This window comes from Xanthomonas sp. D-109 (assembly GCF_017746095.1).
Lineage (GTDB): Bacteria > Pseudomonadota > Gammaproteobacteria > Xanthomonadales > Xanthomonadaceae > Xanthomonas_A > Xanthomonas_A sacchari.
In genome coordinates this window covers 273,048-295,642 of sequence record NZ_JAGHWV010000008.1, presented here as the reverse complement: position 1 = coordinate 295,642, position 22,595 = coordinate 273,048, and the positions used below count along the sequence as shown (strand labels likewise).

Annotated in this window: 18 protein-coding genes; 10 read left to right on the top strand and 8 right to left on the bottom strand. The window is 70.7% G+C overall.

What is annotated here, in order from left to right; all coding sequences use genetic code 11:
* Positions 1–6 precede the first annotated feature (6 nt).
* From J7357_RS09430 to J7357_RS09405, 6 genes are read left to right on the top strand one after another with little or no spacing between them, the layout of a single operon-like run.
* Positions 7–1,233, top strand: coding sequence for a siderophore biosynthesis protein PvsA (locus tag J7357_RS09430; RefSeq protein ID WP_209245920.1), 1,227 nt, complete (start codon positions 7–9; stop codon positions 1,231–1,233).
* Positions 1,230–3,026, top strand: a complete 1,797-nt coding sequence (locus J7357_RS09425) for an IucA/IucC family protein (RefSeq protein WP_209245919.1) — start codon at positions 1,230–1,232, stop codon at positions 3,024–3,026. The genes J7357_RS09430 and J7357_RS09425 overlap by 4 nt, the downstream gene beginning before the upstream one ends.
* Positions 3,023–4,195: an MFS transporter gene (locus tag J7357_RS09420; protein ID WP_209245918.1), complete on the top strand. Its 1,173-nt coding sequence runs from the start codon at positions 3,023–3,025 to the stop codon at positions 4,193–4,195. The genes J7357_RS09425 and J7357_RS09420 overlap by 4 nt, the downstream gene beginning before the upstream one ends.
* Entirely contained in the window at positions 4,173–5,930 is a 1,758-nt protein-coding gene (locus J7357_RS09415; RefSeq protein WP_209245917.1) for an IucA/IucC family protein, read from the top strand. Before J7357_RS09420 ends, J7357_RS09415 begins: the two co-directional genes overlap by 23 nt.
* Positions 5,927–7,180, top strand: coding sequence for a type III PLP-dependent enzyme (locus J7357_RS09410; protein WP_209245916.1), 1,254 nt, complete (start codon positions 5,927–5,929; stop codon positions 7,178–7,180). The genes J7357_RS09415 and J7357_RS09410 overlap by 4 nt, the downstream gene beginning before the upstream one ends.
* A 53-nt stretch (positions 7,181–7,233) precedes the next feature.
* On the top strand, positions 7,234–7,548 hold the full coding sequence (locus J7357_RS09405; protein WP_017910801.1) for a PsiF family protein: 315 nt from the start codon (positions 7,234–7,236) through the stop codon (positions 7,546–7,548).
* 372 nt (positions 7,549–7,920) lie between these two features.
* Here the strand turns inward: J7357_RS09405 and J7357_RS09400 are convergent, their stop codons facing one another.
* Both J7357_RS09400 and J7357_RS09395 read right to left on the bottom strand, forming a co-directional pair.
* A complete protein-coding gene (locus J7357_RS09400; protein ID WP_209245915.1) occupies positions 7,921–9,006 on the bottom strand; it encodes a sterol desaturase family protein in 1,086 nt (361 codons plus the stop codon).
* 102 nt (positions 9,007–9,108) lie between these two features.
* Complete coding sequence (locus J7357_RS09395; RefSeq protein ID WP_209245914.1) at positions 9,109–10,347, bottom strand: MFS transporter; 1,239 nt, start codon at positions 10,345–10,347, stop codon at positions 9,109–9,111.
* Between the two features lie 93 nt (positions 10,348–10,440).
* Between J7357_RS09395 and J7357_RS09390 the strand changes: the two genes are divergently transcribed.
* The gene (locus J7357_RS09390; RefSeq protein WP_244667390.1) at positions 10,441–11,208 is read left to right on the top strand and encodes a helix-turn-helix transcriptional regulator; all 768 of its coding nucleotides are present in this window, start codon (positions 10,441–10,443) and stop codon (positions 11,206–11,208) included.
* A 130-nt stretch (positions 11,209–11,338) separates the two neighbouring features.
* On the opposite strand, the gene J7357_RS09385 is transcribed toward J7357_RS09390, so the two are convergent.
* Entirely contained in the window at positions 11,339–11,710 is a 372-nt protein-coding gene (locus J7357_RS09385; protein WP_209245913.1) for a helix-turn-helix domain-containing protein, read from the bottom strand.
* A 97-nt stretch (positions 11,711–11,807) separates the two neighbouring features.
* On the opposite strand from J7357_RS09385, the gene J7357_RS09380 reads away from it, so the two are divergent.
* A complete protein-coding gene (locus tag J7357_RS09380) occupies positions 11,808–12,557 on the top strand; it encodes an SDR family oxidoreductase (protein ID WP_209245912.1) in 750 nt (249 codons plus the stop codon).
* A 69-nt stretch (positions 12,558–12,626) separates the two neighbouring features.
* On the opposite strand, the gene J7357_RS09375 is transcribed toward J7357_RS09380, so the two are convergent.
* Positions 12,627–14,678 carry an FUSC family protein gene (locus J7357_RS09375; protein ID WP_209245911.1) on the bottom strand — a complete coding sequence of 684 codons (2,052 nt, stop codon included), beginning with the start codon at positions 14,676–14,678 and terminating at the stop codon, positions 12,627–12,629.
* 59 nt (positions 14,679–14,737) lie between these two features.
* Here J7357_RS09375 and J7357_RS09370 point away from each other — a divergent pair, with 59 nt between their 5' ends.
* A complete protein-coding gene (locus tag J7357_RS09370; protein ID WP_209245910.1) occupies positions 14,738–15,676 on the top strand; it encodes a LysR family transcriptional regulator in 939 nt (312 codons plus the stop codon).
* Positions 15,677–15,858: 182 nt separating this feature from the next.
* Here the strand turns inward: J7357_RS09370 and J7357_RS09365 are convergent, their stop codons facing one another.
* From J7357_RS09365 to clpB, 3 genes are all read right to left on the bottom strand, one after another.
* On the bottom strand, positions 15,859–17,145 hold the full coding sequence (locus tag J7357_RS09365; RefSeq protein ID WP_209245909.1) for an O-acetylhomoserine aminocarboxypropyltransferase/cysteine synthase family protein: 1,287 nt from the start codon (positions 17,143–17,145) through the stop codon (positions 15,859–15,861).
* A gap of 93 nt (positions 17,146–17,238) precedes the next feature.
* Complete coding sequence (locus tag J7357_RS09360) at positions 17,239–17,937, bottom strand: HAD-IA family hydrolase (RefSeq protein WP_244667389.1); 699 nt, start codon at positions 17,935–17,937, stop codon at positions 17,239–17,241.
* Positions 17,937–20,522: an ATP-dependent chaperone ClpB gene (gene clpB / locus J7357_RS09355; RefSeq protein ID WP_209245908.1), complete on the bottom strand. Its 2,586-nt coding sequence runs from the start codon at positions 20,520–20,522 to the stop codon at positions 17,937–17,939. Before clpB ends, J7357_RS09360 begins: the two co-directional genes overlap by 1 nt.
* 216 nt (positions 20,523–20,738) lie before the next feature.
* Here clpB and J7357_RS09350 point away from each other — a divergent pair, with 216 nt between their 5' ends.
* Positions 20,739–21,443, top strand: coding sequence for a glutathione S-transferase (locus J7357_RS09350; RefSeq protein ID WP_010344362.1), 705 nt, complete (start codon positions 20,739–20,741; stop codon positions 21,441–21,443).
* Between the two features lie 192 nt (positions 21,444–21,635).
* Here J7357_RS09350 and J7357_RS09345 read toward each other — a convergent pair whose 3' ends face one another.
* Positions 21,636–22,469, bottom strand: coding sequence for a DUF3014 domain-containing protein (locus J7357_RS09345; protein ID WP_209245907.1), 834 nt, complete (start codon positions 22,467–22,469; stop codon positions 21,636–21,638).
* Positions 22,470–22,595: the final 126 nt, after the last annotated feature.

Here is a 22,595-nt window from a genome sequence, read left to right as displayed (position 1 = left end):
CCGCACATGACCTCGCACGACGCTCCCCTGCTGATCCTCAGCCACGTCTGCCACCCGGCGGTGACCGATGGCTTCCTTCCCGCCGCGCAGCGCCTCGGCGTGCCGGTACTGCTGCTGACCGACCACCGCCACGCCCACCTCGACCACTTCCGCCGCCATCCGCCGGCCGCACCGGTGCAGGTAGTGGAGTGCGACGTGTTCAATCCGCTGGGCGTGCTCGACCTTCTCGGCAGCCTGCCACAGCCGCCGCGCGCAGTGTTCAGCAACAGCGACCACCTGCAGACCAGCGCCGCCGTGGTCGCCGCCGCGCTCGGCGTGCCCGGCAAGGACTGGCAGGTCTGCTATGCGGCTAAGAACAAGGCGGCGATGCGCCAGCGGCTACGCGCGCTCGGCCTGCCGACGCCATGGTTCTGCAGCCTGGCGCCTGGCGCGATGCCGCCGGCGCAGGCGCCGTGGCCGCTGATCGCCAAGCCGCGCGAAGGCGTGGCCAGTCTGGACGTGCGCCACTGCGCCGACGCGGCGGCGCTGCAGGCCTACCTCGATGATTTCTGGCAGCGCCACCCGCAGCGCAGCGTGCTGCTGGAAAGCGTGCTCGAGGGTCCGCTGTTCACCCTGGAAACGCTCGGCGACGGGCGCAGCCTGCAGCCGATCGGCGGCTTCGACGTGCAGCTCTCGGAGCCGCCACATTTCGTCGAGTGCGAGGCGCGCTGGCGCGGTGCCACCGACACCGCGGTCGTGCAGCAGGCGCTGGCGCAACTGCAGGCGTTCGGCGTCGGCTTCGGCGTGTGCCACAGCGAGTTCATCCTCACCGCCGACGGCCCGGTGCTGGTGGAGATCAACTACCGCAGCATCGGCGACGGCCGCGAGTTCCTGCTCGACCGCCTGTTCGGCGGGCACTGGTTCGACAGCGTGCTCGGCCTGCACCTGGATCGGACACTGCCTCCGCTGCAGGCGCGCCGCGCGCACGCCCTGGTGCGCTACTACGTGGCCGAGCACGACGGCACGCTGGCCGTGGCCAGTGCCGACCACGCCAGCAGCGACGCGCACTGGGAAGCGCGCTACCGGCGCCTGCGGCAACCCGGCGACGCGATCCGCCTGAGCCATTCCAACAAGGATTACCTGGGCGTGCTGGACGTGCTCGCCGACACTGAGTCGGATCTGCAGCAGGCGTTGGCCAGCACCGAGGCGTCGCTGCACTGGCGCATCGACACCACCACCGGAGTGGCCGCATGAGCCAGGACGCCGACCGCCGCTACATCGACCTGCGCGTCATCGACGCCTGCCTGCGCGAAGACCTGCGCGGCATCGTCAGCCGCGGCGCCGCCGCCACCCCGCCGCCGGCGGTGCTCGCCGCCTGGGCGCAGGCGCCGCTGCCCGCGGACGCCATCTGGTGGCGCATCGCGCACCTGCCCGACGGCGAACTGTGGCTGCCGCTGCGCCGCGCCGGCTACCTGCAGACGGTGAGCGCCTGCAGCGACGGCTGGGTGCTGCACACCGGGCAGCGCAGCGCCCGCGAATCCGGCGCGGCGCAGTGGCTGGCGCGGCTCGGCGCCGGGCTCGATGCGGAGACTCAGGCGCTGCATCGCGCCTATGTCGAGGAAGCCGAGTGCGCGGTGCGCCAGCGCGCGCTGGCGCGGCAGGCCTACGCCCAGCAACGGCCGCTGCTGGCCACCGCGCTGGAGGCCGCCGACGCGCACGAACGCGCCTATCGCTGCGAACAACTGGCCAGCCATCGCGACCATCCTTTCTATCCCAGCGCGCGCGCCAAGCTCGGCCTGGACGACGCCGACCTGCCACGCTACGCCCCGGAATTCGGCCCCAGCTTCGCATTGCGCTGGCTGGCGCTGCCAATCGCGCAGGTCACCCAGACCACGCCGCCGCCGGCGTTCTGGCCGCGCCCGAGCATGCTCGGTCTGGACCCGGCGCTGGACGCCGACCATGTCGCCTGGCCGCTGCATCCGCTGATCTTCGAACGCCTGGGCGAGGACGGCTTCGGCCTGCCGGCGGGCGCGATCGCCGCGCCGCAGCCGTGGCTGCAGGTGCGGCCCTCGCTGTCGCTGCGCACGGTGATCCCGCTGGCGTTTCCCGATCATCATCTGAAGCTGCCGGTGCCGATGCGCACGCTCGGCGCACTCAACCTGCGCCTGATCAAGCCGTCCACGCTGTACGACGGGCACTGGTTCGAGCGCGTGCTGCGCGACCTCGCCGCGCACGATCCGGCGCTGGGCGCGCGCTACCTGCACGTGGACGAGGCGCATGCCGGCCACGTCGGCGAGACCCGGCACCTGTCCTATCTGCTGCGCCGCTATCCCGCGCTGCCGGACGCGACCCTGGTGCCGGTGGCCGGCCTGTGCGCGCTGCTGCCCGATGGCCGGCCATTGGCCATGCACCTGGCCGAGCGCTTCCATGGCGGCGACCTCACCGCCTGGTGGGACGGCTACCTGGCGCTGATGTGCGAGGTGCACCTGCGGCTGTGGCTGCGCTACGGCATCGCGCTGGAGGCCAACCAGCAGAACAGCGTGCTGATCTACGCCGCCGGCCGTGCGCCGCGGCTGCTGATGAAGGACAACGATGCGGCGCGGGTGCTGCTGTCGCGGCTGCACGCGCAACGCCCGGCGCTTGCGGCGTTGGGCACCCCGCGCGATACGCGCATCGCGGTGCAGGACGACGCCGCGCTGGCGCGGATGTTCTGCACCATCATCCTGCAACTGGATCTGCAGGCGGTGCTGGAAGGGCTGGCGGAATGGCAGCCGGGGCTGCGCACGGCCCTGTACGCGCTACTGCGCGCACGCCTGCACGGCACCCTGCGCACCTTGCGCGAAGAGGGCATCGATACCGCGCCGGCGCAGGCGCTGCTGGATGCGCCGAAGCTCCCGGTGAAGTACCTGCTCAGCGCCGGCAGCCTGCTCGGCAAGCAGGTCACCGGCGCGGCGGACATCAACAAGTTCTACGGCGACAGCGCGCCCAACCTGCTGCGCGAGGATGCGCTGGCGGCGCGCGCGCTCGCGATCGGGGCGACGCGATGAAGCGCATCCTCGGCCCGGTGCTGGCCGCGCACTACCTGGCCGCCTTCACCGCGCTGGGCATGCCGCTGTTCCTGCCGCAGGTGCTGCAGCAGCTCGCGCCCGGTGCGGCGATCGGTTGGAGCGGCGTGCTGTACGTGCTGCCGACGCTGTGCACCGCGCTCACCGCCAGCGCCTGGGGCCGGCTGGCGGATCGCTACGGACGCAAGCGCTCGCTGCTGCGCGCGCAACTTGGCCTGGCGGCAGGCTTCGCCATGGCCGGCTTCGCGCCGAACCTGGGCTGGCTGGTCGCCGGCCTGGTCGTGCAGGGCGCCTGTGGCGGCTCGCTGGCGGCGACCAACGCCTATCTCAGCAGCCAGTCGCAGCACGGCTCGCTGGCGCGGGCGCTGGACTGGACCCAGTTCTCGGCGCGGCTGGCGATGGTCACCGCCCCGGCCCTGCTCGGCCTGGCCACCGCGCTTGGGCCGGCGCAGTCGCTGTACCGCTACCTGGCACTGCTGCCACTGCTCGCCTTCGCGCTGAGCTGGCGCCTGCCGGACGATCCGCCGCGCGCGCCGGCGCCAGTCGTGTCCACGCCCGCGGTGCCGCACGCAGATGCGGCGCAGCGCCGCCAGCGCTGGACGCTGTGGACCACGCAGTTCCTGTTCTGCTTCGCGATGGTGGTGACCTTTCCCTACTTCCTGCCGTATGCGCAGGCGCACGGCATCGGCAGCAGCGCGGTCGCCGGCCTGCTGTACAGCCTGCCGCACCTGGTCTACCTGGTGCTGATGCCGTGCTGGCGCGGCCGCGACCACCGCGCATCGCCGCTGACGGCGGGCCTGGCGCTGTTCGCCCTGGCCTGCCTGCTGCAGATGGCACCGCCGACGCCGGGCTGGCTGATCGCCGCACGGCTGCTGTTCGGCCTGGGCATGTGGATGGCGCTGCGCGGCCTCAACCGCAGCCTGGCCGAGGTTGCCGGCGGGCGCGGCGCGGGCCAGTTGTTCGGCCGCTTCGATGCCGCCGGCAAGTACGCCGGCGTCGCCGGCGGCGCCCTCGCCGGCGCCCTGGTGCAAGGCCATGGCCTGGCCGTGCCGTTCCTCGCCGCCGCCGCGGCCGCCCTGCTGGCGCTGCTGCCGGCCCTGATGCTCACGTCCGTTCGGAGAACCGTCCATGTCCCCGTTGCCGATGCATGACCCGTGGTACGACAGCCTGGCGCAAGCGCAGGCGATCACCTGCTGGCTCAACTGCTACCTGCGCGAAGTCGCACTCGCCCGCGGCCTGGCCGACTTCGACTATCGCGGCCTGGACCGGCCCGGCATCGCCGCCGCCGGCGAGCGCTGGCTGCGCCTGCGCCTGCCCTCCGGCGCCACGCTGTGCGTGCGCCTAGCGCATGCCGACGGCCTGGGCCGCTGCCGCTTTGCCTCGGCGCCCTACCTCAAGGCCGACGGCCGTCCCTGGCACTGCCTGGACGCAGAGGCGCTGGTGCGCCTGCTGTTGCAGGAACTGAGCGAAGGCGAACAGGCGCCGAACCTGGAGCTGCTGGCGCAGAGCGCCAACAGCATCGCCATCACCGCGCAGTTGCTGCGCCAGGCCGAGGCCGCGCCGCCCACCGGCGAAGCGCTGATCGATGCCGAGCAGTCGATGCTGTGGGGCCACGCCTTCCATCCCACCCCCAAGAGCCGCGAAGGCGTACCGCTGGACCAAGTGCTGGCCTGCGCACCGGAAGCGCGCAGCGCCTTCCCGCTGTTCTGGTTCCGCATCGATCCGCGCCTGTACCGCGCGCAGGGCGATGACGTGCGCGCAACGCTGGCGCAGGCCGGTGGCGGCGCCGACCTGTATCCGTGCCATCCGTGGGAGGCCGAGCGCGTGCTGGCGCATCCGCTGCTGCGCCAGGCGCAGGCGCGTGGCTGGATCGAGCCGCTGGGCGAACGCGGCCTGGCGCTGCGCCCGACCTCGTCGGTGCGCACGCTCTACCACGCCGACCTCGATCATTTCCTCAAGCTGTCGGTGCACGTGCGCCTGACCAACTGCGTACGCAAGAACGCCTGGTACGAACTGGAAAGCGCGGTGGCGCTGACCCGCCTGCTGGCGCCGGACTGGCAGGCGCTGGCGCAGCGCGTGCCCGGCTTCCACGTGCTGCTGGAGCCGGCCGCCACCGACCTGGACTTCTCCGCGCTGGACGCCGATGCGCAGGCCTGCCGCGAACTGGGCGAGAGCTTCGGCGTGCTGTACCGGCAGGCGATCCCCGCGGCGCAACGCGCGCGCTATCGCCCGCAGGTGGCCGGTGCGCTGTTCACCAACGACGCGCGCGGCGAGCCTGCCTGCACCGCCGCGCTGCAGGCGCTGGCGCAACGCAGCGGCAGCAGCCTGGAGGCGGCCACCGCGGCCTGGTTCCGCGCTTACGCACAGTTGCTGCTGGACGGCGTGTGGAGCGCCTGGTTCGGCTACGGCATCGTGCTGGAGCCGCACCTGCAGAACACCGTGATCGGCTGCGAAGACGGCCTGCCGACGCAGGTGTGGATCCGCGACCTGGAAGGCACCAAGCTGCTGCCGTCGCGCTGGCCGGCCGCGCGCCTGCCCGGCATGTCCGAGACCGCGCGGCAGTCGCTGTACTACAGCGCCGAACGCGGCTGGAACCGCATCGCCTACTGCGCACTGGTCAACAACCTGGCCGAAGCGATCTTCCATCTCGCCGACGGCCACGACCGCCGCGAACGCCAGCTGTGGCAGATCGTCGGCGACATCGCGCGCGCATGGCAGCAGCGCCACGGCACGCAACCGGCACTGCAGGCCCTGCTCGACGGCGCGCCGCTGCCGGCCAAGAACAACCTGCGCCTGCGCCTGCTGCAGCGTGCCGACCGCCATGCCGACTACAGCTTCCTGCCCAACCCGATCGGCAGTGCCGCGCTGCGGCAGGCGGCGGCATGAGCCTGCGCATCGATCCCGCGCCACTGCACGCGGCGCTGGCGCAGTTGCGCGCGCAGGCCGACGGCCCGGTCTGCGCCTACGTCTACGACTTGGCGGCGCTGCAGACGCACGCGGCGATGCTGCGCGCACACCTGCCGGCCGAGTGCGAGCTGTTCTACGCGGCCAAGGCCAATGCCGAACCGCCCGTACTGCGCACGCTGGCGCCGTGGGTGGACGGCTTCGAGGCGGCTTCCGGCGGCGAACTGCAATGGCTGCACACGCATCAGCCAGGCCGCCGGCTGCTGTTCGGCGGCCCCGGCAAGCTCGACACCGAACTGCAGCTGGCCGCCAGCCTGCCCGACTGCAGCGTGCACGTGGAAAGCCTGGGCGAGCTGCAGCGACTGGCGCGCATCGCCGCGTCGAGGGAGCGGCCGCTGTCGGTGTTCCTGCGCCTGAACATCGCGGTGCCTGGCATGCAGGACACGCGTCTGGTGATGGGCGGGCGGCCCTCGCCGTTCGGCCTGGACGTGGACGACCTGGACGCGGCCATGCAGGTGCTGCGTGGCGCGAGCGGGCTGCGCCTGGACGGCTTCCACTTCCACCTGCTGTCGCACCAGCGCGATGCGCAATTGCAATTGCGCCTGATCGCGCACTACCTGCAGACCGTGCAGGGCTGGCGCCAGGCCTACGCGCTGGGACCGCTGACGGTGAACGCGGGTGGCGGCTTCGGCGTGGACTATGCCGACTCGGCGGCCTCGTTCGACTGGGCCGCGTTCTGCGCGGGCTTGCCGGCGCTGCTGCGCACGCACGGCGAGGGCCTGCGCCTGCGCCTGGAGCCGGGCCGCTACGTCAGCGCCGCCTGCGGCTGGTACCTGATGGAGGTGCTGGACATCAAGCGCAGCCATGGCGCGCAGTTCGCCATCGGCCGCGGCGGCACCCATCATTTCCGCACGCCCGCCGCGCAGGGCCACGATCATCCGTTCCTGGTCCTGCGCGGCACCCAGCCGCCGGTGCTGCGCGATGCGCGGGTGACCCTGGTCGGCCAGCTGTGCACGCCCAAGGACGTGCTGGCCCGCGACCAGCCAGTGGCCGCGCTGGCGCCGGGCGACTGCCTGGCGTTCCCGTTGGCCGGCGCCTACGCCTGGAACATCTCGCACCAGCAGTTCCTGATGCATCCGCCGCCGCAGATGCTGTTCCTCGACGGCCCGGCGCAGGCCGCCGACGCCGTGCCGCAGCGCCGCATTGCCGACCCGGCCACTGCCGCGTCATGATCCGGTCACCCGTGCCGGCGCACCCTGCCGGCACACCCTCCGGAGCTGCCGCCATGACCCGTTCCGCTCGCTTCGCCGCCACCTGTTTGCTGCTCAGCTTCACCGCCGCCCCGCTGCTGGCCACCGCCGCGACCAAGCCACAGACCGCGCAACAGACCTTGATGGCCAAGTGCTCGGCCCAGAACAAGGGCAAGAAGGGCGACGAGTACAAGAGTGCGCAGAAGGCCTGCCTCAGCGGCGGCACCGCGCCGGCGGCCGGCAACGCCTCGCAACAACGGATGAAGGACTGCAACGCGCAAGCCGCGACGCAGAAGCTGCAGGGCGACGCCCGCAAGACCTTCATGAGCGGTTGTCTCAAAAAGCAGTGAACCCAGTAAGCCCCTCTCCCATCGGGAGAGGGGTTGGGGTGAGGGTACGGCGCATAGCGTCTCGCGGTGTTTGGGCGCACGAGGCTGCGCCCGCACCCTCATCCGCCCCTGCGGGGCACCTTCTCCCGAAGGGAGAAGGAAAGGCGCTAGCCCCTCTCCCATCGGGAGAGGGGTTGGGGTGAGGGTACGGCACATAGCGTCTCGCGATGGTTGGGTGTACGAGGCTGCGCCCTACCCTCATCCGCCCCTGCGGGGCACCTTCTCCCAAAGGGAGAAGGAAAAGCTGAGCCCCTCTCCACCGGGAGAGGGGTTGGGGTGAGGGTACGACAGCCAGCGAGACCGGCAACAACCGCATTGCCACCGCCACCGCTCCTACGAATCCCGACTCCCCACTCCCGAATCCCCGCCACTCAACGGCAAACCCGCATGATCCACCGGGATCGGCGCATAGTCCTCGCCGAACGCCACTTCGCCCGGCGTCCACCCCGAGCGGCGCCGCACCGCCCCCCAGAAACGCTTGAGCCCTTCCACCTGCAGCGCCACCAGGCCCAGCTCGTTGTCGCGGTCCACCATCGGATCGCCCACCCCGGTCGGTCGCACTGGCTCGCCGTACAGCGCCGTGCCGAACAGCACGTCCCAGAACGCGAACACCTGGCCGAAGTTGCAGTTGTGCAGCCCCGGCCGCTCCGGGTCCACGCGCATGTGATGCAGGCGGTGGAACGGCGGATCGACCAGGATCTTGTCGAGCACCGGGCCGAAGCCGAAACGGGTGTTGGCGTGCGACAGGTTCTGCACCAGCTCGCCGAGCAGCATCAGCCAGGCGAACTCGTCGGCCTCGATGCCGAAGGCGATGCCCACCGCCGCCAGCACGAACGACTGCAGCATGCCATCCAGGTAGTTGCTGCGGTCGTTGGCCCAGCAGCTGAGCTGGCGCTGGCTGTGGTGCATGCTGTGCATCGCCCACCACCACGGCATCCAGTGCTGCACCCGGTGCATCCAGTAGTAGGTGAAGTCGTAGGCCAGGTAGTACAGCGCGAACAGCACCAGCGGATGCCGGTCCAGCCACGGCCACACATGGCGCAGGCCGGTCTCCGGCGCCGCCGCGGCGTTGGGGTCGGCGCCGCCCAGCGCGTTCACCACCGGAGTGAGGATCAGGAACGAGAACAGCGGGAACACCCCGATCAGCATCAACCAGGTGTAGTGGAAGTCGATCCGCGCCAGCCGCCGATGTTCCCAGCGCTCGGCAGGCCACAGGCTCTCCAGCGGCCGGAACAGCACGCCGATGATGGACAGTTGCAGCGCGGCCACCAGCAGCGAGGCGGCGATGTCGTGCGGATCGTCGCTGAGCCCGGTCAGGTGCAGCGCCGCCAGCAGCGGCGCCACCGCATGGCTGGCGACCAGGTCGACCAGCGTGGACCAGGCGTGGGCAACGGACGAGACCAGGGCGATGACAGGCATGCGAAGACGGCGATGGGGGCGCGACGGCCGGCGCGACAGCATGCGGCCGCTGGCTTTCGCCAAGCTGTCCGCGCCGGCCGATGCCGGCCGCCACTGCCCGCGCTAGCGCGCCGCGACGGCGTCGGCCCGCCGGCTCGGCAGCAGCGCCGCGACAATGCCCAACAGCGGCAGGAACGACATCACCTGGTACACGAAGACGATGCCGCGGTGGTCGGCGAGCAGGCCCAGCACCGCCGCGCCCAGCCCGCCCATGCCGAAGGCGAAGCCGAAGAACAGCCCGGAGATGGTGCCGATGCGCCCGGGCATCATCTCCTGCGCGTACACCAGGATCGCCGAGAACGCCGAGGACAGCACGAAGCCGATCAGCACGGTCAGCGCGGTGGCCGCATGCAGGCCCACGTGCGGCAGCGCCAGCGCGAACGGCGCCACGCCCAGGATCGACACCCAGATCACCGGTTTGCGGCCGATGCGGTCGCCGACCGGGCCGCCGATCAGCGTGCCCAGCGCCGAGGCCAGCAGGAACGCGAACAGATGCAGCTGCGCGCTCTGCACCGAGACGCCGAAGCGCTGGATCAGGTAGAACGTGTAGTAGCTGCTCAGCCCGGCGATGTAGAAATACTTGGAGAAGATCAGCAGCAGCAGGATGCCGACGATGCGCATTACCATGGCCCGCGGCAGTGCCGGCACCGCGGCGACCGGCCGCGGCGCCGCGCGTGCGGCCTGCAGGTGCAGCGCGTACCAGCGCCCGACGTAGGACAGCAGGGCGATGCCGAGCAACGCCGCGCCGCCGAACCAGGCCACGCTGTGGCGGCCGTTGGGCACGATCACCGCCGCGGCGATCAGCGGCCCCAGCGCGGTGCCGGTATTGCCGCCAACCTGGAACACCGATTGCGCCAGGCCATGACGACCACCCGAGGCCAGCCGCGCGATGCGCGAGGATTCGGGATGGAAGATCGCCGAGCCGATCCCGACCAGCGCCGCGGCCAGCAGCACCATGCCGAAGCTGGGCGCGTAGGCCAGCAGCAACAGGCCGCACAGCGTGGAACTCATGCCCAGCGGCAGCGAGTACGGCGCCGGCCGGCGGTCGGTGCGCAGCCCGATCAGCGGCTGGAACAGCGAGGCGGTGATCTGGTACGTGAGGGTGATCAGCCCGACCTGGGCGAAGCTGAGCTGGAACTGGCCCTTGAGCACCGGGTACAGCGCCAGGATCAGCGACTGCATCATGTCGTTGATCAGGTGCGAGGAGGTGATCGCCGCGAGCACACCGGAGGCGACCTTGCGTGGGGCGACGGTGCCGGTGGGGGAAGACACGACGGGGGCGGCAGGACGCAGCGTGGACATGGCGGGACGGGCATTGCCGGAAGTGCGTGCATGGTAGGCTGCCCTGCCCCGACCTTCTTGCGCGACATGCCCAGCAACCATCGCAAAAAGGACATGCTGGTGCCGCGCTCCGGCCGCAATGCGGACGACGCGCCCGCCGACGTGGTGTGCAAGGCCGTCGACTACCCGCCCGACAGCGCCATCGCCCCGCACTGGCATGCGCGTCATCAGTTGATCTACGCGGTATCCGGGCTGATGGTGGTGCGTTCGGGCCAGGGCCACTGGGTGGTGCCGAGCACGCGCGCACTGTGGATTCCCGCCGGCACCGAGCACAGCGTGCGCTGGATCGGCAGCTTGCACATGCGCAGCCTGTACATTCGCCCCGCCGCGATCGCCGGCATGCCCGACACACCGGCGGTGATGGCGGTGGAGCCGCTGCTGGAAGCGCTGATCCGCAGCGCCGCGGAGATCCCCTGGGACCACGCCGCCGACTCGCGCGACGGACGGCTGATGCGGCTGATCCTGGATGAGTTGCACGCGCTGCCGGCGCTGCCGCTGTACCTGCCGCAGCCGCGCGATCCGCGCCTGCTGCGCATCGGCGCCGCGCTCGACGCCGACCCGGCCGCCCCCACCACCCTGCACGCCTGGGCCGCGGCGCTGGGCGTGGACGTCAAGACCATCCAGCGCCTGTGCCAGCGCGAGCTGCGGATGCGCTTCGGCCAGTGGCGGCAGCAACTGCGCCTGCTGCGCGGGCTGGAACGGCTGGCCGCCGGCGACCGCATCATCGACGTGGCCGTGGAACTGGGCTACGACAGCCCCAGCGCGTTCACCGCGATGTTCAAGCGCCAGTTCGGGCAGCCGCCGAGCCAGTTCTTCCGCTAGCGGCGGCCGCGACGCGGCGGCGGCGCATCGACCGCGCAGCCACGACACCACCGCCCCACGCGCGCGATGTCCGCGCAACCAGACGCGCGAGTCCGGACCTGCAGCGCGCGACCGCCCACGGCACCTGCGATCAGGCGCGGGACTTGGGCGTGGCGACGGCCGCCGCGCGACGCGCGCTGATGCGTTCGACCATCTGCATGTGCTGCGTGCCCCACTCGCACAGCCCAGCCAGTGCCGCCGCCAGGGACTGCCCGAACGGCGTCAGCGCGTACTCGACCCTGGGCGGGATCTCCTGGAAGTCGATGCGCGCCACGACCTGATCGCGTTCCAGTTCCTTGAGCTGCTGGATCAGCACCTTGTCGGTCACCCCGCCGATGGCGCGCCGCAGCTCGCCGTAGCGGTGCACGTGCTTGGCCAGGTTGTAGAGGATCAGCGGCTTCCACTTGCCGCCGAGCACGGACAGGGCGGCCTCGAGACCGCAGCTGAAAGTGGGATTGGCCATGGTCCGTCCGCTCCGAAGGCACTTACCTAATGGTGCATACTATTCAAAAGAATAGCCCAGTTCTACAGTGGCGCCTCCCCATCCTCTGGAGCGCAGCATGAGCAGGCTCGACGGCAAGATTGCAGTGGTGACCGGCGGCAACAGCGGCATCGGTCTGGCGAGCGCGATCCGCTTCGCCGCCGAAGGCGCGCAGGTCGTCATCGTCGGGCGTCGGCAGGAGGAACTGGACAAGGCGCTGGGCCTGATCGGTGCCGACGCCATCGCCATCCAGGGCGACATTTCCAGGATGGACGATCTGGACCGCGTCTTCGCGCAGATTCAGGCCAGCACGGGCCGCATCGATGTGCTGTTCGCCAATGCGGGGCTGGGCGATTTCCAGCCGCTGGGCTCGATCACCGAGGAGTCCTTCGATCGCACCTTCGGCGTCAACGTCAAAGGCACGCTGTTCACCGTGCAAAAGGCGCTGCCGCTGATGCGCGCCGGCGGGTCGGTGATCCTCACCGGCTCCACCACCGGCACCATGGGCACTGCGGCATTCAGCGTCTACAGCGCGACCAAGGCGGCCCTGCGCAACTTCGCGCGCAGTTGGGCGCTGGACCTGAAAGGCACCGGCATCCGCGTCAACGTGCTCTCGCCCGGGCCGATCGCCACGCCCGGGTTGGACTCGGTGCTGTCCGGCACCGGGCAGCAGGAGGCGATCGTCGCGGGCATGACCGCGCAGGTGCCGCTGGGCCGCATCGGGCGCGCGGAAGACGTCGCGGCGACGGCGCTGTTCCTGGCCTCGGACGAGAGCAGCTTCATGACCGGCAGCGAGGTGTTCGTGGACGGCGGGTTCGCGCAGGTCTGACCACCCACGCGGCCGCGGCAGCCGACCTGCTCGGCGCAGCCCGGCAGGCCGGTCGCATCGTGGGCCATCTCAGGACTGCAGCGTCGCCGACGGCGTCAGCGGCGCCTGCGCTTGCACGCTGTCCTCGCCGCCGGCCTGCTCGCCGCCGGCCTGGAGGTACTCGCGCGCGCAAAGCGCCATGTCCCACAGCACCATCGCCGTGCGCCAGTGCCCCTGGGCCTGCGCGTCCTGGCGAGCGCCGGCCAGGCCGGCATGGTGGCGCGCCGCGCGCATGGCGAGGTGGGCCACGCCGGGCAGGTCGCCGCGCGCAAGCCGGCGCAGCACCGCACGCACCCGTGGCCCCGGCGCGTCATCGGTCCGCGCCAGATCGAGCGCGTCGCCGCCCATGCCCAGCGCGCCGAGCAAGGCGGCCAGGTCGCGCTGCAGCGTCGCCTCTGGCAGCGCGGCGGCCAGGCCCAGGCGCGCGCGCATGCGATCGGCCATCAGGCCGAACCATGCGCGTCGTTGCATGCGCCGCGGATGCAGCGCGATCGCCGCGAGATCGGCATCGACCGAACGCCGCAGCCGGCGCAGGTAGCGCTCGGCCCCACTGGGCAGCAGCACGGTGAACATCAGCACGCCGATGCCGATTCCCAGCAAGAGCGTCAGCGCGCCATTGAACAGTTGCACCACGCCGGTCGTGGTGCCGTTGAGCGGCCCCACCAGATCGATGAAGAAGATCGAGCCGCTTGCACCCAGCGCGGCCGTCGACGGCCGTCGCATCGCCAGCCCCGCCAGGATCAGGAACGGCGCCAGCACCACCGCCAATCCGGCGAAATCCTCCACCCACGGCAGCGGCCAGACGATGCACACGAAGGCGGCCAGCGCCGCCAACCCGGCGCCCTTGAGGAAGCCGATGCTCCCGGACACCGGATCGGGCCGGGTCGCATACAGCGCGCACACCACGCCGACGATGGTCACCATGCCCGCACCGGCGCTCCAGCCGCTGTGGACCCAGAACAGCGACGCCGCCCCCATCGCCAGGAAGGCGCGCACTCCGTTGTACGCCGCTTCGTACAGGTCCCGATGGCGGCGCGTGGCGAAGCGACGGCGCGACGGCTGGCCCTGTTCGAACGCCGCCTGTTCGTGCTGGCTGGCCTGCACGTCGCGCACGATGGTGCGCGCATGTTCCAGCGCAAAGGCGCGGTCGAAGGCGTCGCGCCGCTGCATGCACAGCCGGCGCAGGCGGCGATGGCGCCGATCGAGCCGCCCCAGCGTGGCGGCCACTGCTTTCTCGCCGGGCGAGCGGCCCTCGGCACGCTGGACCAACAGGTCGTGCACGCCGCACAGCGCGCGCGACGGCGCGCGTCCATCCAGGCCGACCCGGCACGATTGCGCCGCCAACAGTTGCGCCAGCATCAGGTAACTGAGGTGACGCAGGCGGCCGCCCAGCCGCGCGATCTCGCGCGAACCCGCGGCGGCATAGTCGACCGCGTCGTTGAGCGCCAGGGCGCTGGCGAAGAAGCCGTGGATCTGCGTGCCCGTCGCCTCGCCGCGCAGCAGCCGTGCGGCCAGCGCACTGCCCTGGCGCAGATACGTCTCCAGCCGTCGCTCCAGTGCGGGGCGCGGCGACGCCGGCGAGAAGATCGCCGCCATCACGCCTTCGACCGCAATGCCGAGCAGGATCTCGGTCGCGCGCGCCACGGCGATGTCGAACACCTGCTGCGGATGGGCGGTGGAAGACATGCCCACGATCACCGCCGTGTAGCCGGCCAGCACCACGCCATAGCTGCGGAAGGCCGAGACCACGCTGGCCATGCCGGTGCAGGCGCCCAGCCACAGCGCCAGCGCGATCATGAACAACGGCGGCGCCTGGCCGAACAGGCCCATCAGCACCACGGCCATGCTCGCCCCCACCAGCGTGCCCACGATGCGGTTGCGGGCCTTGACCACGCTCATGCCGCGGTCGGCCTGGGCCACGATGAAGACCGTCATCGCCGCCCACTTGGGGTCTTCCATCGAACAGAGCAGCGCGATGGCCAGCGCCAGCAGCGCGGCGGCCGTGGTCCGCAGCGCAAACCACACATCGGGAGAAGGACGGAGACGGACCATCGACACCGCGTCGAAGCTGGGCAGGCGCATGGCCCTCATCGTAGCGGCGGGCGGTTTTCAGCATAATGCGGCCAGAGATGGATAGACTCTTGCCAGAAACGGAAGAAACCGCGCGCGCCGGCCGCGTGGACTTCGACAACGTGCGGTTGTTCCTGCGCGTGGTCGAACAGGGCAGCCTCACCGCCGCCGCGCGCCAGGCGCGCCTGCCCCTGACCAGCGTCAGCCGTCGCATCAAGGCACTGGAACAGGCATTGGGCGTGCAGCTCCTCCATCGCAGCACCCGTCGGCTGGCGGTGTCCGAGGCCGGGCGCGCCTTCTATGCCCGTTGCGTGGAGGCCGAGCAGACCCTGCAGGATGCCGTGCAGGATGCGCGCGACCTGCGCGCGCAGGCGCGCGGCACCCTGCGTGTGCTGGCTCCGTATGCGCTGGGCCTGCTGGTGCTGGAGCCGCAACTGGCGCGATTCCGCCAGCGCCACCCAGGCGTGCAACTGGCGCTGACCTACGACGATCAGCCGCTGGACCTGCTCAGCCATGGCCTGGACGTTGCCGTCCACGTCGGGCCACCGCCCCACTCCAGCTACGTTGCGCGGCCGTTGGGCGCCTCGCGCGCCATCCTGGTGAGCAGTCCCGATTACCTGGCCCGTGTCGGCACGCCTGCGCATCCCAAGGACCTGCTCGGCCACGCGGTGCTCGCGGTCGGCGCGGATGCCCCGCTCGTGGTCTGGGCGTTGCGGCACGGCACCGGCGAATCGACCGAGCTGACCCTGCGTCCGCTGCTCATTTCGAACGAATCGACCACGGTGATCCGCCAGGTCGCGCAAGGGGCCGGCATTGCCCTGCTCTCCCAGCCGCTGGTCCAGGCGCGACTGGACCAGGGCCAACTGGTGCGCCTGCTGCCCGACTGGCAACGCTGGCCGGATCTGGAGATCACCGCGCTCTATCCGCGTCGCGCCACCCAGGAACGCAAGGTGCGCGCCTTCGTCGACTTCCTGCTGGAGATCTTCGCCGATTGGCGCGTGTCCGATTGAAAGGCACCTCTCGTCAGCTGCCTCCGGCCCAGCGAGCCGGAGTCTGGTTGCCCGGTAGGAGCGGCTTCAGCCGTGATGGGCTGCCGGGAACGCCCCCGTCGCGGCTGAAGCCGCTCCTACATGCCCTGAAGCCCCACAAGCAGTGCTGCAGAAGCCCCCATCGCGGCGATGCTGCCTCGCGCTCAGGCCTGCGCCAGCGCCTGCTGCAGGTCGGCGAGCAGGTCGTCGATGTGTTCGATGCCCACCGACAGCCGCACCGTGTCCTCGCTGACCCCGCTGCGCTGCAGCTCCTCGGGCGAGAGCTGGCGATGCGTGGTGGATGCCGGATGCGTGGCCAGCGACTTGGCGTCGCCGATGTTGACCAGGCGGGTGAACAGTTGCAGCGCATCGAGGAAGCGCGCGCCAGCGGCGCGGCCGCCGCGCAGGCCGAAGGTCAGCACGCCAGAGCCGTGCCCACGCAGGTACTTCTGCGCCAGCGCGTGCTCGGGATGGTCCGGCAGGCCGGCGTAATTGACCCACTCCACCTTGGCTTCGCCCTGCAGGTGCCGCGCCAGCGCCAGCGCGTTCTGGTTGATCCGGTCCATGCGCAGCGGCAGCGTTTCGATGCCCTGCAGGAGTTGGAAGGCGTTGAACGGCGACAACGCCGCGCCGGTGTTGCGCAGCGGCACCACCCGCGCGCGGCCGATGTAGGCGGCCTCGCCCAGCGCCTCGGTGTAGACCACGCCGTGGTAGCTCACGTCCGGCTCGTTGAGGCGGCGGAAGCGCTGCGCGTGCGCCGCCCACGGGAAGCGCCCGGAATCGACGATCGCCCCGCCCAGGCTGGTGCCGTGGCCGCCCAGGTACTTGGTCAGCGAATGCACCACGATGTCGGCGCCGAACTCGAACGGCCGCAGCAGGTACGGCGTGGGCACGGTGTTGTCGACGATCAGCGGTACGCCATGGGCGTGGGCGATGGCGGCCACCGCTTCCAGGTCGGTGACGTTGCCGCGCGGATTGCCGATCGACTCGACGAAGATGGCCTTGGTGCGTTCGTCGATCAACCCGGCGAAGGCGCCGGGATCGCGGTAGTCGGCGAAGCGGGTCTGGATGCCGGACAGCGGCAGCGTATGCGCGAACAGGTTGTAGGTGCCACCGTACAGCGCGCTGGAGGAGACGATGTTGTCGCCGGCCTCGGCGATGGTCTGGATGGCGTAGGTCACCGCCGCCTGCCCGGAGGCCACCGCCAGCGCACCGATGCCGCCTTCCAGCGCGGCGATGCGCTGCTCCAGCACGTCGGTGGTGGGGTTCATGATGCGGCTGTAGATGTTGCCCTGCACCTTCAGGTCGAACAGGTCGGCGCCGTGCTGGGTATCGTCGAAGGCGTAGGCCACGGTCTGGTAGATCGGCACCGCCACCGCGCGGGTGGTCGGATCTGGACGGTAGCCGCCGTGCACGGCGATGGTTTCCAGCTTCCAGTTCGGGTCGGACATGGCGCGCGTCTCGGCAACGAGGGAGCGCAGACGATAGCGCCGCGTACGACGGAAGATGCAAACCTGCGGTTATGAAGCCATGCCGCTGGGTTGTCAGCGTCGCCACCGGTACCGGTGGCGGCCTGCCGGGCTCAGTCGTCGCCGAGCGCGCCCTGGGCGAGCAGCCAGGCACGCAAGGCTTCTGCGTCCACATAGCGCTCGGGCGCGCAGGCCCAGGGCACGCGCGGCCTCGACATGGACCGCGGTGTCGTCGACGAACAACACCTCGTCCGCGGCCATCCCCAATTGCGCCAGCGCATGCAGGAAGATCGCCGGCTCGGGTTTGATCGCACCGACTTCGCTCGAATTCACCACCGCATCGAACGCGTCGGCGATGCCGAGCGCCTGCAGGTCGTGCGACAGGCGCGAGGTGGCGTTGCTCAGCAGCACCACGGGCATGCGCTGGCGCACCTGCCGCAGCAGCGCCAGCACTGGCGGGTTGAGCCGCGCCGCCGTCGGCGCGGACCAGGCGTCGACCAAGGCCGCGACGTCGGCCCCGGGCGCAAGCGCGGCGAGGCGCGCGGCCACCTCGGCCCGCCATTGCGCATCGCGCGTCGCACCGCGAATCGCCGGCTCCAGCAACGCCGGCGCGAACGCCACCGCGCGCAGGCTGCCCGGCGGCACGCCGTGCGCGCGCTCGAGTTCCGCGTCGTCGGCGGGCCACAGCCGCAGCACGCCGTCCATGTCGATCAACAGCGCGCGCGCCGCAGGCGCGGCGGTGCGCGCCTGTGGCACCTGCGCGACGGGCAGCATCAGGCCTTCTCGAACACCAGCTTGCCGCCCTCGGCCTCGACCTTGATGGTGTCGCCGCTGACGAACTGGCCGGACAGGATCTGCTGCGCCAGCGGGTTCTCCAGTTGCGCCTGGATCGCACGCTTGAGCGGCCGCGCGCCGTAAACCGGGTCGAAGCCGACATTGCCGAGCAGCTCCAGCGCGCGCTCGCCCAGTTCGATCTTCAGCCCGCGCTCGGCCAGGCGCTTCTCCAGGCCATGCAGCTGGATGCGCGCGATCGACTTGATCTGCGCCTTGTCCAGCGGATGGAACACCACGATGTCATCCAGGCGGTTGATGAACTCCGGGCGGAAATGCGCCTGCACCACGCCCATCACCGCCGCCTTCATCTGCGTGTAGGCCTCGGCGCTGCCGTCGCCGCTCAGCTCCTGGATCTGGTGCGAGCCCAGGTTGGAGGTCATCACGATGACGGTGTTGCGGAAGTCCACGGTGCGCCCCTGGCCGTCGGTGAGGCGGCCGTCGTCGAGCACCTGCAGCAGGATGTTGAACACATCGCTATGCGCCTTCTCCACCTCGTCGAGCAGGATCAGCGAGTACGGCCGGCGCCGCACCGCCTCGGTGAGGTAGCCGCCTTCTTCGTAGCCCACGTAGCCCGGAGGCGCGCCGATCAGCCGCGCCACCGAATGCTTCTCCATGAACTCGCTCATGTCGATGCGGATCATCGCGTCGCTGCTGTCGAACAGGAACTCGGCCAGCGCCTTGCACAGCTCGGTCTTGCCGACGCCGGTGGGGCCCAGGAACAGGAACGAGCCGCTCGGCCGGTGCGGGTCGGACAGGCCGGCGCGCGAGCGGCGCACCGCGTCGGACACCACCTTGATCGCCTCTTCCTGGCCGACCACGCGCCGGTGCAGTTCGTCCTCCATGCGCAGCAGCTTGTCGCGCTCGCCCTCGAGCATCTTGTTGACCGGGATACCGGTCCAGCGCGACACCACCTCGGCGATCTCCTCGGCGGTGACGCGGTCCTGCACCAGCTTGAAGTCGTGCTGTTCGGCTTCGTTGGCCGCGGCCAGCTGCTTCTCCAGGTTCGGCAGCAGGCCGTACTGGATCTCGCTCATCTTGGCGTAGTCCTGGCGTCGCTGCGCCGCCTCCAGCTCGACGCGCGCCTGCTCGATCTGCTCCTTGATCTTGGTCGCGCCCTGCAGCGCCGCCTTCTCCGACTTCCACACCTCGTCCAGGTCGGAGAACTCGCGCTCGAGCTTGTCGATGTCGCTCTCCAGGTCGGCCAGGCGCTGCCGCGAGGCCTCGTCCTTCTCCTTCTTCAGCATCTCGCGCTGGATCTTGAGCTGGATCAGGCGCCGCTCCAGGCGGTCCAGTTCCTCCGGCTTGGAGTCGATCTCCATGCGGATGCGGCTGGCGGCCTCGTCCATCAGGTCGATGGCCTTGTCCGGCAGCTGGCGGTCGGTGATGTAGCGGTTGGACAGCGTCGCCGCGGCGACGATCGCCGGGTCGGTGATCTCCACGCCGTGGTGCACCGCGTAGCGCTCCTTGAGCCCACGCAGGATGGCGATGGTGTCCTCCACGGTCGGTTCGCCGACGAACACCTTCTGGAAGCGCCGCTCCAGCGCCGCGTCCTTCTCGATGTACTTGCGGTACTCGTCCAGGGTGGTGGCGCCGATGCAGTGCAACTCGCCGCGCGCCAGCGCCGGCTTGAGCATGTTGCCCGCGTCCATGGCGCCATCGGCCTTGCCGGCGCCGACCATGGTGTGCAGTTCGTCGATGAACAGGATGATCTGGCCTTCGTTCTTGGCCAGGTCGTTGAGCACGCCCTTGAGCCGCTCCTCGAACTCGCCGCGGAACTTGGCACCGGCGATCAGCGCGCCCATGTCCAGCGACAGCACGCGCTTGCCGCGCAGGCCTTCCGGCACTTCGCCATTGACGATGCGCTGGGCCAGGCCCTCGACGATGGCGGTCTTGCCGACGCCGGGCTCGCCGATCAGCACCGGATTGTTCTTGGTGCGCCGCTGCAGCACCTGCACGGTGCGGCGGATCTCCTCGTCGCGGCCGATCACCGGATCGAGCTTGCCGCTCTCGGCGCGCGCGGTGAGGTCGATGGTGTACTTCTCCAGCGCCTGGCGCTGCTCTTCGGCGTTCTCCGACTGCACGGTCTCGCCGCCGCGCAGCTTGTCGATGGCGGCCTCGAGCTTCTTCTTGTCGGCACCGGCCGCGCGCAGCGCCAGGCCAAGCGCACCGGCGTCGTCGGCCGCGGCCAGCACGAACCACTCGCTGGCGATGAACTGGTCGTTGTGCTGCTGCGCCAGCTTGTCGGTCTGGTTGAGCAGACGGCTGAGGTCGTTGCCCATCGACAGGTTGCCGGGCTGGCCGCTGACCTTGGGCAGCTTGTCCAGCGCCTCGCCGAGCCGCTCGCGCAGCACCGGCACGTTGACGCCGGCCTGCGCCAGCAGCGGACGGGTGCTGCCGCCGGCTTGGTCGAGCAGCGCCACGAACACGTGCACCGGCTCGATGATGGTGTGGTCGCGGCCCACGGCCAGCGACTGCGCGTCGGCCAGGGCCTGCTGGAAGCGCGAGGTGAGCTTGTCCATCCGCATCGGGAAGTCCTCTGAAAGAAGGGGCCGGCCGTGCCGGCATGCCAGCAAAATGCGGCTGTCCGCCCCTGTTTCAAGGCCGTCGGCGGCGTCTGTATACGCTACGCAGGAGCACCGCGACGCGGTGTGCCGTTGGCCGCACTTTGGTACCTGCCAGTCACACGCCGCTACCGCAAGGGCGCTACCCTCGGCGCTTCGTCCCCACGCGCAGGCCCCGTCATGCACTACGAGCTCTACTACTGGACCGGCATCCAGGGCCGCGGCGAGTTCGTGCGGCTGGCGCTGGAGGATGCCGGCGCCGGCTACCGCGACGTGGCCCGCGAGCAGGGCGATGCGGCGATGCAGCCCTTCCTCGACGGCGCCCATGCCGGCGCGCGGCCGTTCGCACCGCCGTTCCTCAAGGCCGGCCGGCTGGTGATCGCCCAGGTCGCCAACATCCTGCACTACCTCGGCCCGCCGCTGGGCCTGGTGCCGGACAGCGACTCGCGGCGGCTGCAGGCGCTGCAATTGCAATTGACCATCGCCGACCTGGTCGCCGAGGTCCACGACAGCCACCACCCCATCGCCAGCGGGCTGTACTACGAAGACCAGAAGGCCGAAGCGCAGCGGCGCGCCGAAGACCTGCGCAAGCAGCGGTTGCCGAAGTTCCTGGGCTATTTCGAACAGGTGCTGGATCAGGGCGGCGGGCGCCACGTCCTGCGCGAGCACTCCTACGTGGATCTGTCGCTGTTCCAGTTGATGAGCGGACTGGACTACGCGTTTCCGCAGGCAATGAAGAAACTGTCGCCGAAGCTGCCGCGGCTGCGCGCGCTGCAGCAACGCGTGTGCGAGCGCCCGGGCATCGCCGCCTACCTAGCCTCGCCACGGCGCCTGCCGTTCAACGAGAACGGCATCTTCCGGCATTACCCGGAGCTGGACGGCTGAGCGGGCCGACGGCCTTGTCATTTACCGGAACACCGCTGTCACCCGGCGGGCTGGCAGATGACGGCATCGCGGTTGTAGGAGCGGCTTCAGCCGCGATGGGCATGTCCCGGTAAGGCCCGTCGCGGCCGAATCCGCTCCTACGAGAACCCAAAGCCCGCGGCCGCATGACGCGGCACGCGCCTCGCGTCCGGCTCAGGTCCGCGTCAATTCCACCCGCACCGCACGCAATTGCGCCTTCACCGCCGCGGCCTGGGTCGGGCCCATGCGCAGCAGTGCCTTCTGGCCGATCGACAGCGATTCCAGCGCCGGATCCACGAAGCGGTACTTGCCGCGCACCGGATCCATCTCCACCGCGAGCGGCGCGGTCGGCGTCGGGGTCTGCAACAGGTGGTCGATCACCTGCACCAGCCGATCGTTGAAGTAGCCCTGCGGATAGCCCAGTTCCACGTAGGCCTGCTGGAACAGCGGATAGAAGCGCCGGTAGGCCGCCACCGCCGTGCCCGGATCGGCGCGGGTGAAGGCCTCCACGTAGGGCGCATAACGCTGGGCATTGGTGTCGGCGATGACGCTGGCGCCGCTGGCATCGGTGCTCACCTGCAGGTTGCCCGGCACTTGCTTGAGCGCCAGGGAGCGGGCAGTGACGCGGCGCTGGGTCAGGTTGTCGACCATGGTCACCAGGCGCTGGATCAGGTGGTCGCGCAGCAGCAGCGCCAGCGGTGCGTCGCCGCCGGCCAGCGCGCTCAGTGCCGACCAGGCCGCATCGTCGCTGGCGGCAAGCGCCGGAATCGCCGCATCGGCAGCGGCCGCGGCATCGATCGGGTGCTGGATCGGCGGTGGTGTTGCCGCCGGCGCGGGCGCGGTCGGCGCGACAGGCGGAGCCGCGGCGGGCGCCGGCGCGACTGCGGCAGGCGCCGGCGCGGCGGCCGGCCATAACGCCGCGATGTTGTCGCGGAACAACCATGCCGCAGCGGCGGCCACCAGCACGGCGACCAGGATCCACGGCCAGAACGAAGGACGCGACTGCATGGGATGCACATCTCCATCGGACAATGGAGGTGTGACCGTCGCGATGCGCACCGGTTCCAGCGCGCGACGGCCAGCGTTCAGCCTAGATGCACGGCTTGCGCGAGGCGCCAGCGCCCCACCAGCGCC